General features: G+C 62.8%; 12 protein-coding genes. 7 read left to right on the top strand and 5 right to left on the bottom strand.

The window, feature by feature from the left end:
* The first annotated feature begins 83 nt into the window (after positions 1-83).
* Together GOB81_RS14035 and GOB81_RS14030 are read left to right on the top strand one after the other, a co-directional pair.
* A complete protein-coding gene (locus GOB81_RS14035) occupies positions 84-2246 on the top strand; it encodes a ComEC/Rec2 family competence protein (RefSeq protein WP_173571058.1) in 2163 nt (720 codons plus the stop codon).
* 119 nt (positions 2247-2365) lie between these two features.
* Positions 2366-2992, top strand: a complete 627-nt coding sequence (locus GOB81_RS14030) for a hypothetical protein (protein ID WP_173571057.1) — start codon at positions 2366-2368, stop codon at positions 2990-2992.
* 74 nt (positions 2993-3066) lie between these two features.
* Here GOB81_RS14030 and bfr read toward each other — a convergent pair whose 3' ends face one another.
* The 5 genes from bfr to GOB81_RS14005 all read right to left on the bottom strand — a co-directional run bounded on the left by bfr (position 3067) and on the right by GOB81_RS14005 (position 9678).
* Entirely contained in the window at positions 3067-3552 is a 486-nt protein-coding gene (gene bfr, locus GOB81_RS14025) for a bacterioferritin (protein ID WP_173571056.1), read from the bottom strand.
* Between the two features lie 343 nt (positions 3553-3895).
* Positions 3896-6058: a glucans biosynthesis glucosyltransferase MdoH gene (gene mdoH, locus GOB81_RS14020; RefSeq protein ID WP_173571055.1), complete on the bottom strand. Its 2163-nt coding sequence runs from the start codon at positions 6056-6058 to the stop codon at positions 3896-3898.
* The gene (locus tag GOB81_RS14015) at positions 6034-7587 is read right to left on the bottom strand and encodes a glucan biosynthesis protein (protein ID WP_173571054.1); all 1554 of its coding nucleotides are present in this window, start codon (positions 7585-7587) and stop codon (positions 6034-6036) included. Before GOB81_RS14015 ends, mdoH begins: the two co-directional genes overlap by 25 nt.
* Before the next feature lie 53 nt (positions 7588-7640).
* Positions 7641-8000: a winged helix-turn-helix domain-containing protein gene (locus GOB81_RS14010; protein ID WP_173571053.1), complete on the bottom strand. Its 360-nt coding sequence runs from the start codon at positions 7998-8000 to the stop codon at positions 7641-7643.
* 133 nt (positions 8001-8133) lie between these two features.
* On the bottom strand, positions 8134-9678 hold the full coding sequence (locus tag GOB81_RS14005) for a DegQ family serine endoprotease (RefSeq protein WP_173571052.1): 1545 nt from the start codon (positions 9676-9678) through the stop codon (positions 8134-8136).
* Between the two features lie 142 nt (positions 9679-9820).
* Between GOB81_RS14005 and GOB81_RS14000 the strand changes: the two genes are divergently transcribed.
* The 5 genes from GOB81_RS14000 (at position 9821) to GOB81_RS13980 (ending at position 17747) form a co-directional block, all read left to right on the top strand.
* The gene (locus tag GOB81_RS14000) at positions 9821-11476 is read left to right on the top strand and encodes a lysine--tRNA ligase (RefSeq protein ID WP_173571051.1); all 1656 of its coding nucleotides are present in this window, start codon (positions 9821-9823) and stop codon (positions 11474-11476) included.
* Positions 11477-11549: 73 nt separating this feature from the next.
* Positions 11550-13592 (top strand): lysylphosphatidylglycerol synthase domain-containing protein, encoded by a 2043-nt coding sequence (locus GOB81_RS13995; RefSeq protein ID WP_408736936.1) that lies wholly within the window; start codon positions 11550-11552, stop codon positions 13590-13592.
* A 239-nt stretch (positions 13593-13831) separates the two neighbouring features.
* A complete protein-coding gene (locus GOB81_RS13990) occupies positions 13832-14539 on the top strand; it encodes a gluconate 2-dehydrogenase subunit 3 family protein (RefSeq protein WP_173571049.1) in 708 nt (235 codons plus the stop codon).
* A 53-nt stretch (positions 14540-14592) separates the two neighbouring features.
* Complete coding sequence (locus GOB81_RS13985; protein WP_173571048.1) at positions 14593-16371, top strand: GMC family oxidoreductase; 1779 nt, start codon at positions 14593-14595, stop codon at positions 16369-16371.
* A complete protein-coding gene (locus tag GOB81_RS13980) occupies positions 16368-17747 on the top strand; it encodes a cytochrome c (RefSeq protein WP_173571047.1) in 1380 nt (459 codons plus the stop codon). The genes GOB81_RS13985 and GOB81_RS13980 overlap by 4 nt, the downstream gene beginning before the upstream one ends.
* The last annotated feature ends 14 nt before the right edge of the window (positions 17748-17761 follow it).

The following is a 17761-nucleotide window of genomic DNA, read 5'->3' as shown; positions in this document are numbered from 1 at the left end:
AATCGCGGCTTCCGGGCCGTTTGCAACAGACCTGTGTAACAAACCGGTCCACGGATCGGCTTGTTGCCTGAGGAGGAGGCGGGTTGAGTCGTCTTCAGACGCTTCTCCTCGAAGAACGGCACCGACTGCCGCTGTGGCTGCCTGTGGCAGTCGCAGTCGGCGTCCTCGTCTATTTCCAGCTTCATCATGAACCTCTGCCATGGGCAGCCCTTGCCCTAGCTCTGATCTCGCTGCCCGTTCTGGTGTTCGGCTGGCACAGGCTTGGCGGACGGCTGACCGGAAGCGCCCTTCTGTGCGTCGCGCTCGGCTTTCTTGCGGCATGGAGCGAAACCCACCGCGCCCCGCCCATGCCGGAACTCCCGCGTCGGGCCGTGATCCTGACCGGCCGCGTGCAGGCCGTGGATGTGCTGCCCGCCCGCTCGGATGATGCGACCATGGGCAGGCGCGTGACACTGGCCGGTGTGCGTTTCGAGACATGGCTCGATGAGGGCATGCCCCCGCTCAGGCGCACACTCCGGGTCCGGCTGAAGGACGATGACGCCCTGCTCATCGGACCCGGTGATGAGTTGCGTCTCCGCGCCTTGCTGGAAGCCCCGTCCTTCCCGGTCATGCCCGGCACGCGCGATCTCCAGCGGGAAGCATGGTTCAGGGGAGAGGCCGGAACAGGCAGGGCGCTGGGATTCGTCTCTCGTGTCGGGGAGGAAGGCAACAGGCTTTCCCTGTCCACCCTTGAACGCTTGCGGGAAGCCGTCTCGTCCCGGATCAGGGCGGTACTGCCCGGTGTGGACGGCGCAATGGCATCCACCCTGCTTGCGGGGATCTCCAGCGCCATCCCCGCTACCGACCGTGAAGCATTCGCGGCCTCCGGACTGGCTCACCTTCTGGCCGTCGCCGGGCTGCATCTGGGCATCGTCATGGGGCTTGTGGTGACGGTGGCCCGTTACGGGCTCACCAGCGTGGAGTGGATGGCCCTCCGCTGGCCCTGCAAGGAAATCGCCGCCGTATGTGGTCTGGTTGGCGGCGTGCTCTATGTGACCATGACGGGAATGCACCTGCCCGCGCTGCGCAGTCTGATGATGGCGTGCCTCGTGGTGCTGGCGCTGGTGACGGGACGCAACGCCGCGTCCATGCGCGGTCTGGCCGTGGCTGCTGCCGCGTTGCTGTTCACCGGACCATCCGTGCTGCTGGACGTGCCGTTCCAGATGTCGTTCGCGGCCGTCATGGCCCTTATCGCCGGATACGAAATCCTGCGCGGACCGTTGCTGAAACTGCACGGGGAAGGTCAGATCTGGCGGCGATTCGTCGTGCATGTGACGATGCTGGCGCTGACCAGCCTGCTCGCCGGACTGGCGACGCTCCCTGTCTCCATGGCGCATTTCGGTGAGATCCAGCCGTTTTTCGTGGTGGCGAATCTGGTCGCCGTGCCGCTGACGGCGCTCTGGGTCATGCCGGCGGGATTGCTCGCCATGCTGCTGATGCCGTTGCATCTGGAATATCCGGCGCTGTTCGCAATGGGCGAGGGGGTGCATGCCATCGTCTGGCTCGCCCGCACCGTCGCTGGCTGGCCAGCCGCGCGCATCGCCGTGCCGATGACGCCCGGATGGGGGCTGGCGCTGTTTCTGTTCGGCCTGTGCTGGCTGTGCCTGTGGAGCCGTCGCTGGCGACTGGTCGGGATACTCCCCATGCTGATCGGCTTTGCATCGCCCTTCTGTCACACCCTGCCGGATGCGGTCATCGCTCCCGACGGCGGTGTGGTGGCGATTCGGGAAGGCGGCAACCTGCTGATGACAGGCAAGTCGCGGGATGCCTGGTTCGAGCGCCGGTCTCTTGAGCAGGCTTTCGCCCGTCCGATTGCTGACACGCCCGGCGATGGCGGGGAAACGCCGAGCGGAGATCTGGCCTGCGGCGAGGATGGCGCGCCGGGTGTTTGTGTTCTTACCCGTAATGGCCGTTCGGTGCTGCTGCGGGTCGAGGACCGAAGCGACGGGGAAACAGTGATTCCCGATACGATCTGCTCCGGGATGGACCTGTTCATGACGGTCAGTCCCGCCCGGACCTCCTGCCGTACGGTGCCGACGGTCGATCGATTCGCCGTGTGGCGGGAGGGCGCGTTCGCCGTGTGGATGACGTCCTCTGGTGTGCATGTCCTGTCTGACCGCCAGTGGTCGGGCGACCGGCCCTGGGTGATGCGCCCCGGACGACACGGTGTTCCGAACCTGCCGATGGCGCCTGAGGATGAGCGATAAAAGCGTGCTCTGAAAATTTTTTCGGCTTTCAGGCAGTTTTGTATTGCAATTAATAATCGTTCTTAATTAGATTGAGGTCAATCACCACAGGGGGCGGGCCTTACGGTCCGAAGGGTGCCATGACCGTGATTTCCGATGCTCTTGCTGATCTGTCCGGCGACGAACGGGCGGCTGTATGGATGATCCGGTATTTCGCCGGACCGGGACGACCATGCTGCCGTCTGGGGACGGGAACGCTGGGTGGCCTGTTTTTCCGCAAAGACCTCGATGCGCTGGGAGACTCCTTCCGGCACGCGCTCGACCGGTGCGCGGGCATGGGCGTGCAACTTCTCGACGTACGAACGCGCGGATGCGACGCCGTCAGCCTGACCGAACTGCTGCTGCTGGATGCGACGGCGCTGGCGCAGTCAGGGGATGAGAAGCAGATGCGGGCCACCCTGCACCGGGTTTTTGTCCAGCACCATGTCGTGTCGTCTTTTGCGGCTGTGACGGTCCAGCTCGCCGCCTGTCTCGCCTCGGCAGGTTACTGGCTGTTGAGCCGCACCTGCGTACGTGTCGACCGTCTGGCCGAATCGCAGGCCATTCCCGACCCAATCCGGGAGACCAGACGAAACCGTGCGGAAACCCGCAGCGTGAGACCGGTCGCCGCCGCTTCTCTGGCGACCATGTCGCGCTGGCGCGGACACGACATGGGGCTGGCGCAGGTGCTCTGGCCGGTTCCCGGAGGTATTGGCGTTCCGGCCTGACAGCAGCGGTGCGATACGAAAAAGGGGAGACCATCCGGTCTCCCCCCTTACGGTTCCGTGCTGTGGTCCGGAGCTCAGCCTTCGTTGGCGGGAGCGGAGTTCAGCAGGATGTAACGCTCGATCCCGACCTGTTTGATCAGGTCGAACTGACGATCGATGAAATCTTCATGCTCTTCCTCGTTGTCGAGGATCTTGAGCAGCAGATCACGCGAAACATAGTCGCGGACGCTCTCGCAATAAGCGATGCCGTCGCGCAGATCATCCAGCGCCTTCTCTTCCAGCTTCAGGTCGCATTCAAGGATTTCCTTGACGCTCTGGCCGATGAGAATGGTGTTGTAGCGCTGCACGTTCGGCAGGCCGCCAAGATACAGGATGCGCTCGATCAGCCAGTCGGCGTGACGCATTTCCTCGATGGATTCCTCGTATTCCTTCTTGCCCAGCAGGGTCACGCCCCAGTGGTTCAGCGTGCGTGCATGAAGGAAATACTGATTGATGGCTGTCAGCTCATTGGTGAGCTGGATGTTCAGGTGCTCGAGAACCTTCGGGTCTTTGATGGCCATGGGTGCCTCATCTTCTTTCAAATTCGGAATATGGGAGGTTTCTTACACCGGCATTTTGTGATTGCGCAAGAAAAATCCTTTATTTTTCAAGGTGATATAAGAAATGACTTGCATTCGCATCTTGCGGCATGACGATCATGCAAGACCTGAATGGATGGTCTCACATGATGCAGATCATTGAAGTGACAGAGTTTTCTGATCCCCCATCAAGGTGGCTGACTGGACGGATCGCGGGCGTGAGGTCACAAAAAACCCCGTTATCCGAGGGGAGTTTTTTCCTCGGATAACGGGGTTGTGAAGAGGGGCATCGGTGCCTCTGTGGGGTGTGATGCCGCGTGGTCGCTTACCGGGGCAGGGCGATGAGCCGATCGAGTCCGGACGCATCACCCAGAGCCGCGGCTTTCTCTTTTGGTGAAAGCGCCGCTTCAGCCTCTCCCAGTGAACGGGCTTCCTTCAGTTTCAGCAGTCCGACAAGCCGCTCCGGGTCGATCGGCTCGCCGGCCTTGCGTGGCGGAGGCAGCATCGCCCGGTGAGCAGCCAGCAGGGTCGCATCTGCGCGAAGAGCCGCCATCGCCTCCTCCGGCAGATCCGGGCCCGGACGCAGGATCGCAGCGGAGGCCTTCAGCAGAACATCCGGTGTCTGGGTTTCTTCCGGCACGAGCAGCAGCCCAAGCCGACGTAGGGTCTGACCGGTCTCGCGGCTTGCCGTGAGGGCCGCCAGGGGAATGGCGAGAACCAGTCCCAGCAGGACAGGCGTCATCCACAGAAACAGCGAGAAGGACACGGCCCACGCCGCTGTGCCGAGGATGATGCCGAACAGCGTATAGCGCCAGTAGCCACGCACGATGATGCCCAGCGGAATCCGACCATCGTCGCGGCGCTGGGCATTCCAGCCCGAATCCTGCCCGCTGAGAATGGAGATCACGCCGCTCGTCTGGATCAGCATGGCAATCGGGGCGATGAGGCCACCGATGAAGGTCTCGACCAGAATCGAGAGCGCCGTCCGGATCGCACCACCGCAGCCCTTCAGCGTCACCCGGTTGAACAGCAGGGCGATGTAGGCAAACAGTTTCGGCGCCAGCAGGATCGCCATCGTGGCGATGAACACATATTTCGCGCGAACCGGATCGACCTGAGGCCAGTGCGGATAGAGCGTCTTGGTGTCACCGAAATACTCGGGACGGACAAAACGCGCCTGTAGCGAGATGAGAATACCGACCAGGAGGAAGATCAGCCACAGCGGCGAGGTGACATAGGCCCCGATACCCACCAGCATATGCATCCGGCTCAGCCAGTGCAGACCTTTTGTCGGCACCACTTTGTAATGCTGGAGATTGCCCTGACACCAGCGGCGGTCGCGAATGGCCACATCGGTCAGGGAGGGCGGGCTTTCCTCATAGGAACCGAGCAGGGCCGGCACCATGTGAACGGCCCAGCCACCACGCCGCATCAGCGCCGCTTCCACAAAGTCATGGCTGAGAATGTGACCGCCAAACGGCTTGCGCCCCGGCAGGTGCGGCAGTCCAGCCTGTTCAGCGAAAGCAGCCGTGCGGATGACCGCATTATGGCCCCAGTAATTGCTCGCCGCGCCATGCCACCACGCAATGCCGTGGGCGATCAGCGGACCATAAACGCGCCCGGCGAACTGCTGCATGCGGGCAAACAGAGTGGTGCCACCCGCAATGATCGGCAGCGTCTGGATCAGGCCGACTTCCCGGTTGCGCTCCATGGCGGCGGCGATGCGCACAAGAGTGCCGCCGTCCATCACGGAATCCGCATCAAGCGTGACCATCAGCGGATAGGCCGCGCCGAAGCGACGGACCCACTCGCCCACATTGCCCGCCTTGCGCTCGATGTTCTTCGCGCGGCGGCGGTAGAAGACGGCCTGACGGTCACCAATGTCGCGACGCAGAGCGAGAAAGGCCGCTTCCTCGGTCACCCACACATCGGGATTGGTGGTGTCAGACAAGATGAAAATGTCGAACGCGCCTGTGCGGCCGGTTTCCAGAAGGCTTTCGTGGATGGCCCTCAGGCCCGCCATCACGCGGTGCGGATCTTCGTTGTAGGTCGGCATCAGCAGCGCGACCCGGGTATTCAGCGCAGGAAGCGGTCCGTCGGCATGAATGCCCAGTCCGAGACCACCTTTTGTCATCAGGGACCAGAAACCCGCCACCGAGGAGGTGAAGGCCAGTGCGATCCATGTGAACAGCAGGACGAAAAGCACCTCCATGATGACGCCGAGCACGGAAAACCCGTTGGCGTCGAGCACAAGATGCGTCTGATAGGCGCCATAGGCCGTCAGCGCGAGTGCCGAGCCAATGACCGCCAGCCGCCGCAATGTGACAAACGGCGGCTCCGTCGGGGAACGGCCTTCCCGGCCATGAAGATCAGGGGCGGCATGGAGATTCTGCACCTCCATCCGCAGTGGCGCTTCCCGCGGAAGGGCGTGAAACCCGGTTGTAGAAAGGTCGGGCGCGGGCGTCACGGTGTCCAACGATACATCCATTGTTCTGAAACCGGTCCGGTGTCGCTGGCGAGGACGACACTCATTTCCGCCAGCTTCGTATCGGCGGGATAGAATTCGAACGTCGTGCGCCAGCCGTTGGTGTTGGGATTCGGCTCAACCACCACGTTCTTGATCGTGCCCGCAGATGTCTGCGGAACAAGATGGAAGCGCGCGTCCGGCTTGGTGTTGGCCACCGGGCCACCCGTGAAGTCGATGGCGAAGAAGCGACCTTCCTTATGGTCCGTCACCGCCCCAACCCGGGTGGCGCTGACACGGGCCAGTTGCGTGGGGAACGGCACATCCCATCCCCAGTACATCCGGTAGGTGTAGCTGTATTCATGACCCGCCTGAAGCGGCTCCTTCGGACGCCAGAACGACACGATGTTGTCGTTGACCTCGTTCGGCGTCGGGATCTCCACCAGATCGACGGAGCCACCGCCCCAGTCGCCGATCGGTTCAATCCACAGGGACGGGCGCTTCTCATAATTGAGGGCGAGATCCTCGAAATCATGGAAGGCGCGCCGACGCTGCATCAGGCCGAATCCACGCGGAGAGATGTCGCTGAAAGCCGAGAACTGGAGGTCGAGCGGATTGCGCAACGGGCGGTAAAGCTCCTGATCGGACCCGGTCCAGATCTGGAGCGCCTCACTGTCATGCGCAGCAGGACGCCAGTCATCCACATGATTGCGGTCGTTGGCGTCGAAATAGAACATGCCGGTGAGCGCGGCGATTCCAGCCTGATCCATCTTCACGCGCGGGAAGAAACTCGACTGCACGTCAAAGATGGTCGTCTCGCCGGGACGGATGGTGAAGCGGAACGCGCCTGTGACGGAGGGGCTGTCCAGCAGCGCGTGAATCACCACCGAATCGACTCCCGGCTGAGGTTTTTCCAGCCAGAAAGAGCGGAAGATGGCGAATTCCTCGCCCTTCGGATCACCGGTCCCGTCGGCGAAACCGCGTGCCGACAGGCCGTAATTCTGCCCTTTGGCGACGGCGCGGAAATAGGAAGCGCCAAGGAACACGGCGCATTCTTCCATCACGCCCGGCGTGTTGATGGCATAGCGCAGACGCAGCCCGGCGAAGCCGAGATCGTCCGTCACCCGCAGCATGGGGTCGCCATAGCTGAACATGTCGGGATTGTAGGGAACAGGAGCGGACTTACCGTCCACCACTTCATACATTTCGATACGCTGCGGATACAGGAAGCCGCGCGGGAAGAACTCCACGTCGAACGCAAGGTTCTGGCTATGCCACAGAGCCTGATCGGCGCGGTATTCAATGGACCGGAACTGGTCGAAATTCAGACTCGAGATGGCCTTAGGCAGCGACTGGTCCGGGGCGCTGTAGGCACGGGAGGCCAGACGGCGGGCGATCTGCGGAACCGTACTGTTATCGAACGGTGTGGGAGCCGTCACTGCGGGAGCGTCCGCCGCATGGGCCGACGTGCTGAACAGATCGGCCGTGAGGGCAGCCAGTGCGGCGCCACTTCCCGCGCGAAGAAGGTCGCGACGGAAGACTGATGAAGACACGCTTTTTATTCTCCCGGCTCTGTTCAGTGTGGTGGGCGTATTGTCACTGTCTGTCACTGCGATGGGGCTTTTTGAGGGCGCTTCACAAGAGTGCCCAGCTCCGCCAGAGGCGTTTTCGCGCCAATCCCAGCGTCACGCTCGGCGTCGCGGTAACACCGGATGACCGTGCGGCCCATCTCGGTGAGCTGCGCACCGCCACCACCGCCGGGCTTCGTCGCCACGACCGGATTGCGAAACTGGTTGTTCAGCGAGTCGATCAGCAACCACGCACGCCGATAGGACATGCCCATCGCCCGCCCGGCCGCGGAAATGGAACCGGTCTCGCCCACATGTTCGAGAAGGCGGATCTTGCCGTGTCCCAGCGCCGGGTGGCCGTCCACGTCGATCCGCATGGTCAGACGTACTTCAGCCATTCAGAGCTCCACCTGCTTCTTGCCCATCCCGTCCGGGGCCGGAAGGCCCGCAGGATGCGCCGCCCGGCTCAGGCCCGGCGATTGTCGAGAGAAAAACATCACCTGACTCCTCGTCTTTTCGCCAGACCACATCTCAGTGGGTGGCGTCCAGAGGGAATGGAACCCAGCGCAGGCCGTCCATGTCGCGAACCAGCAGCAGAACCGAGTGTTTCTGGGCTTTTTTCGCGGCGTCAATGCCCTTGCGCAAATCGGCGGCCGTGCTGACCGGCACCTGCTGGATCTCGGTGATGACATCGCCAGGCTTCAGCCCGCGTTCCGCCGCCGGACCACCATCGGTGACATCGGTGATGACGACGCCTTTCTGGTCGTCGGACAGGCGGAATTTGCGTCGCAGTTCATCCGTAATGGTGCCTGCCCTGAAGCCGAATCCTCCAAGATCCACGGACTTGTCGGAGGGTTTGGTTTCTTTCTTCTGCCCCTGATCGGATGCCGCCGCTTCCTTCGGCTCCGGCAGCGCACCGATGGTGATGGGCAGATCCATCGTCTTTCCATGACGCCAGACGGATAGCGTCGCCTGTGACCCGACAGGCAGATCGGCGATGAGGCGGGGCAATGAGCGCCCCTCGATGGGCTTGCCGTTCAGCCCCTGTATCACGTCGCCCGTCGCAAGCTTCGCCGCTGCGGCAGGCCCCTTGTCGTCCACACCCGCGATCAGGGCGCCTTTGGCCTGTTTCAGCCCGAGCCCGTCAGCGATTTCCTGCGAAACGTCCTGAATGCGCACGCCAATCCATCCGCGCGACACATGCCCGGTCTTGCGAAGCTGCTCGATGATGCCCCGCGCCTCGTTGGCCGGAATGGAAAAGCCGATTCCCACCGATCCGCCCGAAGGAGAATAGATCGCTGTGTTCACCCCGATGACTGCTCCATGCATGTCGAACAGCGGACCGCCTGAGTTGCCCTTGTTTATGGGCGCATCGGTCTGGATGAAGTCATCATACGGCCCCTGCTCGATATTGCGCCCGCGTGAGGAGACGATACCTGCCGTCACCGTGCCGGACAGGCCGAACGGATTGCCGATCGCCAGCACCCAGTTGCCGACACGGGCCGTGTCGCTGTCTCCGAAAGACACGAAGGGGAGGGGATGCGCCGAAGTGACCTTCAGCAGGGCAAGATCGGTGCGGTCGTCATGGCCGATCACCTTGGCGGTGAGGACTGTGTTGTCCTGCAATGTAACGGTGATGCGGTCTGCCTTGCGGATAACGTGGTTGTTGGTCACCACGTAACCCGTCGGGTCGATGATGAAGCCGGAGCCGAGCGCCTGCATCTTGCGGGGCGGCGCGTTGGGGGCGTTCTGGCGGTTCATGAAATCGTGGAAAAATTTCTCGAACGGCGAGCCGCGCGGGAATTCGGGAATCTGGGGGCCTTCCTCGCCCTCCTCATCATCTTCGTCCGAATCGCCCTTCAGCGTCTGGGTGGTCGAGACATTGACCACCGCCGGAAGAAGGCGGTCCGCCAGATCGGCGAAACTGTCCGGAATGCCATGTGCATCCATGACGACCTTCGGCACCGGGGCCGCTTCCGGTTCCGCGCGGGCGGGCGAAAGGATGCTTGAGGCGCACAGGACGGCGGAGAGGCCGAAAGAGAGCAGAAGGGAGCGGGCTGGGCCGGTCTGGAACATGAAATAGCGGTCTTTGACTGAAAAAATACGGAGTATTCATTTTACATAACGCAGCGTGAGGCAATGTGACAGCCTCGTGGTATCGTCGCGGGCGCGTGATTTGAATTGACCAGACGCTGCTCTGTTCCTAGCTTCCGGCCTCATGTCAGACCGAACCGTAAATCCTGCCGGCCATTCCCTCCTGCCGACCGGGGCAGCGCCCAAAGCGTGGCCCTTTCAGGAAGCGCAGAAACTCGCCGATCACGTCGCTGCAAAAGGCGGCGATGGTCCGGCTTTGCTGGAAACGGGATACGGTCCGTCCGGCCTCCCGCACATCGGCACGTTCGGCGAGGTCGCCCGCACCAGTTGGGTGCGTCAGGCCTATATGGCCCTGACGGGTCGCCCCACCCGCCTGCTCGCGTTCTCCGATGATATGGACGCGTTGCGGAAAGTGCCGGACAACGTGCCGAAGCGCGAGATGCTGATGGAATTCATCGGCAAGCCGCTGACCCGCGTACCCGATCCCTTCGGCACGCATGATTCCTTCGCAGCCCACAACAATGCGCGCCTGCGGTCCTTCCTCGACGGATTTGGCTTCGAATACGAATTCGCCTCTTCCACGGAGTATTACACCGGCGGCCGTTTCGACGCCGCCCTGAAGCGCGTGCTCGAAGTGCATGACGAAATCTGCGCCGTCATCTTGCCAACGCTGGGCGAGGAACGCCGCGCGACCTACTCCCCCGTCCTGCCCATCCACCCAAAGACCGGCAACGTCATGCAGGTTCATATCGACAAGGTCGATGCGGTAGCAGGCACCGTCTTCTGGACCGATGAAAACGGCGAGCATTTCGAAACGCCCGTGACCGGCGGCGGCGCCAAGATGCAGTGGAAGGCCGACTGGGCCATGCGCTGGTATGCCCTCGGCGTCGATTATGAAATGTCCGGCAAGGACCTGATCGACAGCGTTCGCCTCTCCAGCAGGATCTGCCGCATTCTCGGCTCCACGCCGCCAGCGGGCCTGACCTACGAACTGTTCCTGGATGAGCATGGCCAGAAGATTTCCAAGTCCAAAGGCAACGGGCTCTCCGTCGAGGAATGGCTGCGTTACGCCCCGCCCGAAAGCCTCGGGCAGTATATGTTCAACCAGCCCCAGCGCGCGAAACGGCTGTTCTTCGACGTGATCCCCAAGGCGGCGGACGAATATCTCTCCCATGTCGAAAAAGCCGCGGTGCTTCAGGCCCGCGTGGCCACCGGCGCGGCAGACGAAACGCTCGATGCGGATCGTCTCGCCCTCTGTGCCAATCCTGCATGGTTCCTTCACGCAGGCCATATTCCCGAGCACGCAGGCAGCCCATTGTCCTTCGGGATGCTGCTGAATCTCGCCAGCGTCGCCAATGCCGAGACGCCGGAAGTGATGTGGGGCTTCATTCGCCGCTACGATCCGGACGTGTCGCCCGAGACGCATCCGATGCTGGCTACGCTGGTGGAGCGCGCCATCGTGTTTTACGCGGACTTCGTGCGTCCGGCGAAAAGCTACCGGCTGCCGGACGAAAAGGAACATGCGGCGCTGGTCGATCTGGCAGAGTCGCTCAAGCTCTATGAAGGGGAGGACGTCTCGGCGGAATCGCTTCAGAATCTCGTCTTCGAGGTTGGTAAGAAACATGAATTCGAGCCGCTGCGAAGCTGGTTCACCTGCCTGTACGAAGTGCTGCTTGGTCAGAGCGAAGGGCCGCGTTTCGGCGGGTTCATCGCGCTTTACGGCGTGCGGGGCACGATCGCGCTGATCGAAGCGGCACTGGTGCGGAGCGCGGAAGCCTGAGGGCGCGCCCATGCCAATGACGCGTATACCGGGAGAAAAGCCGCCTCCGCTTTCTCCGGAGGCTGAAGACGCCATGGTCTCCCGTGTGGAGGCCGCAGCGCAGGCCGTCCGCGCCTTGCAGGGCACGCAGGGCAAAGGCTGGAAACGCTGGCTGAAGCATCTGCCGCATGTCATCGGACTGCTGCTGATGATCGCCGCCATTCTCGTGGTCCGGCGCGAAGTCCAGTCGCTCAGCATGGCCGATATCCGCCACGCTCTGGACGGGATTCCCCACACAGCCCTTCTGGCGGGCGCGGGCTGCACCCTGCTGTCCTACTTCATCCTGTCCTTCTACGACCGGCTGGCCGTGATTCAGGTCGGGCACAAAAACCTGTCCTTCCTCAAGACCGCCTTTGCGGCTTTCTGTTCCTACGTCCTGTCCCACAATCTCGGCTTCTCCGCCGTGTCTGGCGCGGCCGTGCGGTTCCGGCTCTACCGCAACTGGGGACTGCCGCCCTTCGCCATCGCCCACATCATCGCCTTCTGCTCGGCCACCTACCTGCTCGGCGCATCGGTGCTGATCGGCAGCGTGCTGCTGCTCGAACCGGGAGCCGTGCCGGGGCTGGGCGGTCGCGTTCCGGCCCCGGTCATCGCGGGCGTGGGTGTGGCGCTCTGGCTTGGCGTTCTCGCCTATATTCTGGCGGGCCTGAAATGGCGGGAAGTGACTTTCCGCGGCAAGACGATAGAGCTGCCTTCAGTGCCCATGGCCATCGCGCAGACCGTCGTCGCGGCTGCGGATATGGCAGCGACAGCGGCCATCGCATGGGTGCTGCTGCCGTCGGGAATGATCGATTACGGATCGTTCCTCGCCATCTACATCGCATCCTATACGGCCGGACTGATCGCCAGCGTGCCGGGTGGCCTCGGCGTGTTCGACAGCGCCATGCTGCTCGCCCTCGGGCCGTACATGCCCAAGCCACAGATCATTGGTGTCATCCTCGTCTTCCGTCTGTTCTATTACATCATCCCGCTGTTCATCGCCGGTGGCATGTTCGCCGCCCATGAACTGTTCCTGCGCGGCGACGCGGCGCTGGCCCGCAAGAATGCCTGCACCGGAGAGGGATCGGCAAAAGAACGTCGGCCCAGTCAGGTCGTGCGGGAGAGCGAGGCCGATTTCTCCGTGGCCGTCGCGACCGGTGCGGTCGCCCTGTGCGGCGTATTGCTGATGGTCCTGCCCCTGCTCAACCCGGTGCATCTGCATGCGGGCTCCAAGGTCATCATGTTCATCTCGCGGCAGGTCAGCGGCTATGCCCTGACTCTCGCCGGAGCCTCGCTGATCGCTCTGGCCATTGGCCTCTCGCAGCGCGTCACGCTGGCATGGGGCACGACGCTCGGCCTGCTGGTCGTGGCGGCGGCTGTGACCTTCCTGCGCGGCAACGCCCTGCCGGTTCCCGCCGTGCTGGCCTTTTCGGCCTTCCTCATCGCCCCGTTCCGGCGCTGCTACTACCGTCACGCGCGCCTCCTCAGTGAGCCGCTGTCCTTTTCCACCATCATGTCGCTCATCATGCTCATCGGGTGCGCGCTGCTCATCGGCACGCACCGGGAGGCCACGGACAGCTGGTGGCAACTCTTCGTGCCGGAAGGGAGTCATGCCCGCTGGATCGTGACCGTGGCGGGCATGCTTTCCCTGCTGGTGATCGCACGGCTGGCCCGGCCGGGACGGGTGGTGGTCCGACCGTGGAACGAGAAGAATGCGGAATGGTATTACGGCCTCGATCACGCGCTGCCCGGCCTGCCCGGCGGCGTGGTACATGGGCTGCTCACTGGTGAAGCCGGAACCGCCGGTCTGCCGATCCGCCGTCGGGGCACCTTCATCGTCGGGCTGGGCGACCCGGCAGGTGATGATGGCGACAGCGCATCAGTGATCTGGCGTCTGCGCGATCTGGCCTTGCAGGAAGGCGGCTGGCCCGTGTTCTGGCGCGTCGGCGAGACGTTCCTGCCGATCTATGCTGACATGGGGCTTGTCGTCTGGCCGCTGGACGATGCTCCCGGCTCCTATGTGTGCTGCCCGCCGGAACAGATCGGTCTGGTGCGGTCGATCCTCGGGCCGCCCCGGCCGGTCAGGGCTGCGCAATAGTCATCGTCTGTTAGGGGCGGGGCGCTCGAACCGGTCCAGACAAACGCCTCTGAACCGGTCCCGACGAAGCTGCCCACCCGAACAGGACTCTGACGAACCGGTGGTTTGCGCCGTATGTTGGAAACATGACATGATCCCTTCCCATGAGCCTTCCAGACGACAAAGAAAAAACGCCCGGGAGGGAAGCGCGCAGGGGGCAAGTTCCCGAGGATAAGACGCCCGAAGGGAAAAAGCGCGGGATGAAACCATCCGCCCCGGCCAGTCCCGACAGGCGACGTTTCCTCATGGCGCTTGCCGGAACGACCGCGTTCTGGACCACCGCCGCATTCGCCGACTGGCACCGCGCTCTGGCTGCCGAGCCAGCAACCCCCGCCGCTCCACGTTATTTCACCGCAGAAGAATGGCGCTTTCTGGATGCGGCCTGCGAACAGCTCTTTCCGGAAGACGAGACAGGCCCCGGCGCCAGAACACTCGGCATCGTCACCTTCATCGACCAGCAGATGGACACACCTTATGGGCGGGGCGGCCTGTGGTTCATGAGCGGTCCTTTCGAGCAGGGTCCCGCCAATCTAGGCTACCAGCTCCCCTATGCACCCCGCGAAATCTACCGGCTGGGAATCGCGGGCGCTGACCGCTATTGCCGCGACCATTACGGCCATGCCTTCGCGGATCTCGATCACGCAAGTCAGATTGCGGTCCTGACAGCGTTCGAGAAGCAGCCGATCCTGCTGGGCGGCACGATCCCTTCGGGCACTTTTTTCGAACAGGTGCGAACCAACACGATGGAAGGCGCGTTTTCCGATCCCATCCACGGTGGAAACCGCCATCTCGGTGGCTGGGTGATGCTCGGCTTTCCCGGTGCGCGCGCGGATTTCATGGACTGGGTGGACCATTACGGCCCCGCCTATCCACTCGGCAGTGTGTCGATCAGCGGCGAGACAGTCTGACCCGTGCCGCATCGCCTTTGTCCCCTGCCTGACCAGACGGAGCCTGCCACGCCATGAACACGATAAACGCTGACGCCGTCGTGGTCGGCGCAGGCTGGGCCGGATCGATTCTCGCTAAGGAACTGACAGAGGCTGGCCTGAAGGTCGTCATGCTGGAGCGCGGTCCCGACCGCGCCACCGCCGTGGAAGGGGCCTATCCGGAGTCCATCGACGAACTGCGCGGCGCGGTCCGCCATCGTCTGTTTCAGGATCTGTCCCGCACGACCGTCACCATCCGCAATAAAATCGACCAGACCGCGCTTCCTTATCGTCAGCTCGCAGCCTTTCTGCCGGGCGAAGGTGTAGGTGGCGCGGGCCTGCACTGGTCGGGCGTGCATTTTCGTGCAGCCCCCGACGATCTTGCCCTGCGCAGCAACGTCATTGCCCGTTACGGCAGCAAATTCATTCCCGAAGGCATGAACCTTCAGGATTACGGCGTGACCTACGAGGATCTCGAACCGTTCTTCGACAAAGCCGAGAAAGTCTTCGGCACATCCGGAGAAGCCTACAGGGTCAACGGTAAAATCGTCGGCAACGGCAACATGTTCTCGCCCTCGCGATCCGACCATTTCCCGCTACCCGCGTTGAAGGATGTCTATACGGCCAGCCTTTTCCGCAAAGCCGCTACCGATGCAGGCTACCATCCCTATTCCCTGCCTGCCGCGAACGCCTCCCGCCAGTACACAAACCCCTACGGCGCGCAGATGGGACCGTGCAATTTCTGCGGCTATTGCAGTGGTTACGATTGCTACATGTATTCCAAGGCCTCGCCGAACGTGAATATCCTGCCGGTTCTGCGGAAGGATCCGAACTTCACGCTGATCACGCGCGCTCACGTCATGCGGGTCGATCTCGACAGCACGAAGACGCGCGCGACCGGCGTGACCTATTTCGATCTCGATTCAAACAAAGAAGTGGCGATTACGGCCGACCTCATCGTGCTGGGAGCCTTCCAGTTCCACAACGTCCACCTCATGCTGCTCTCCGGTATCGGCAAGCCTTATGATGCAAAGAAGAACGAAGGCGTTGTCGGGCGCAATTTCGTCTATCAGACCATCACCACCTCCCGTGCGTGGCTGCCGGAAAACCACTTCACCAATCAGTTTATCGGCACAGGCGGCGGCGGGGTCGCCATTGATGATTTCAACAGTCTGAATTTCGATCACGGCCCGCACGGCTTCGTCGGCGGCTCTCCCGTCTGGGTCAATCAGGCGGGCGTCAAACCCATTGCCGCCTCTACCATCGGTGGCGGCAAGGACGCACCTCGCTGGGGTGCCGGATACAAAAAGGCGCTCGTCGAGACCTACAGGCACGCGCTGGCCATCGACGCTCACGGCAGCAACATGGCCTATCGTGACGTCTTTCTCGACCTCGACCCGACATGGAAGAATACCTACGGCCAGCCCCTGCTGCGCATGACTTTCAACTGGCATGACAACGATATCCGCATGAACCGCTACGTGGTCAGCAAAATCGAGCCGATCATGAAGGAACTGGGCGCCACGAAATATCAGCTCGGCATGCTGGAACCGGGCCAGACATTCGATACGCGGCTCTATCAGACCACCCATCTCGGCGGCGGCGCCGTCATGGGGGACGACCCCAACACCAGCGCGATCAACCGCTACCTCCAGAGCTGGGACGTGCCGAACGTGTTCGTCATCGGCTCCAACGCCTTTCCGCAGGGCATGGGATACAACCCGACCGGCATGGTCGCAGCCCTTGCCTACTGGTCCGCGCATCATATCCGCACGACCTATCTCAAGGCCCCTGGTCCGCTGGTGCCGGTATGAGCAGGGTTCGGTTCGCCCTCTGCAGCCGCATCCTGCCTGTCATCATGCTCACCGCTGTGCCCACGGCTCTCTGTTGCGCTGGCCTGTCTGCCATCGCGGCCGCCTTCGCAGCCGACCCCACCGGCCGCCCCGCCAATTCTGACCCGGACCTGATCCGGCAGGGCGAATACATGGCCCGCGCCGCCGATTGCGCCGCCTGCCACTCCGTCAGGGGGCAGCCTCCCTATTCAGGCGGTGTGCCGTTCGATCTGCCGATGGGCCGCATCTACAGCCCCAACATCACACCCGACCCGGACCACGGCATCGGCCATGACTCGGAAGAGCAGTTTGCCCGCGCGATTCGGGAAGGTGTCCGCCACGACGGCGCGTCGATGTATCCGGCCATGCCGTTTCCTTCCTACGCCCGGCTGACGGACGCGGACGTCCACGCCCTGTTCGTCTATTTCCGCTATGGCGTGAAGCCATTGGCCACAACGCCACCCGCCAGCACGATCATCTGGCCATTATCGATGCGCTGGCCATTGATCTTCTGGCGTGGGATGTTCGCGCCCGCACCACAGGTCGCCCTCAAAACCACTCGGCGAACTTTCCCCGATACCACCATCGCTCGCGGGGCCTACCTTGTGGAAGGGCCCGGTCACTGCGGCGCATGCCATACGCCCCGCGCCCTGACATTGCAGGAAAAGGCTCTCACGGCCGCTGACGGACCTCTCTATCTATCGGGCGGAGGTGCGGTGGACGGCTGGCACCCGCCCTCCCTGCGTCAGGAAAATCGTACCGGTCTGGGGCGATGGTCGGAAGATGATATCGTTGCTTTCCTGCGCGAAGCCGGGGCGCCGCTGGGATCGGCCTTCGGTGGCATGGCGGACGCCGTCGAGCACGGCACGCAATACCTGACCGACAACGACCTGCATGCCATCGCACGTTACCTCCGGTCGTTGCAGCCCACCCGCATGCCCGACCCCGCATGGCGCTACGACCCCGCCACGGAAACAGCCCTCCGCCAAGGCGATGTCACCGCTCGGGGCGCAAGGGTCTATGTCGATCACTGTGCCGCCTGCCATCGCGATGATGGGCGCGGCTATCCCACCGTTTTCCCCCCCCTCGCCGGCAATCCGGTGGTGATGGACGACCGGCCGGACTCTCTCGTCGCCATCCTGTTCAAAGGAGCTGTGCTGCCCGCCACCCGCACAGCCCCTTCGTCATTCGTGATGCCGTCTTTCGTACGTAGCCTGTCCCCTCAGCAGATGGCCGATGTGCTGAGTTTCATTCGCAGCGCATGGGGCAATGACGCTCCCCCGGTGGATGTGGAAACGGTGCGGAAGCTGACCCCGACAGGCGGTGCTCCGGCAATACGGGAAATGCCTCTCAATTAAAAAACAGCGAGTCT

Origin of the sequence: Acetobacter conturbans, assembly GCF_011516755.1 — a bacterium.
GTDB classification, from domain to species: domain Bacteria; phylum Pseudomonadota; class Alphaproteobacteria; order Acetobacterales; family Acetobacteraceae; genus Acetobacter; species Acetobacter conturbans.
Note: the sequence above shows the minus strand (reverse complement) of the source record. Positions and strands in the feature narration are given on the sequence as shown.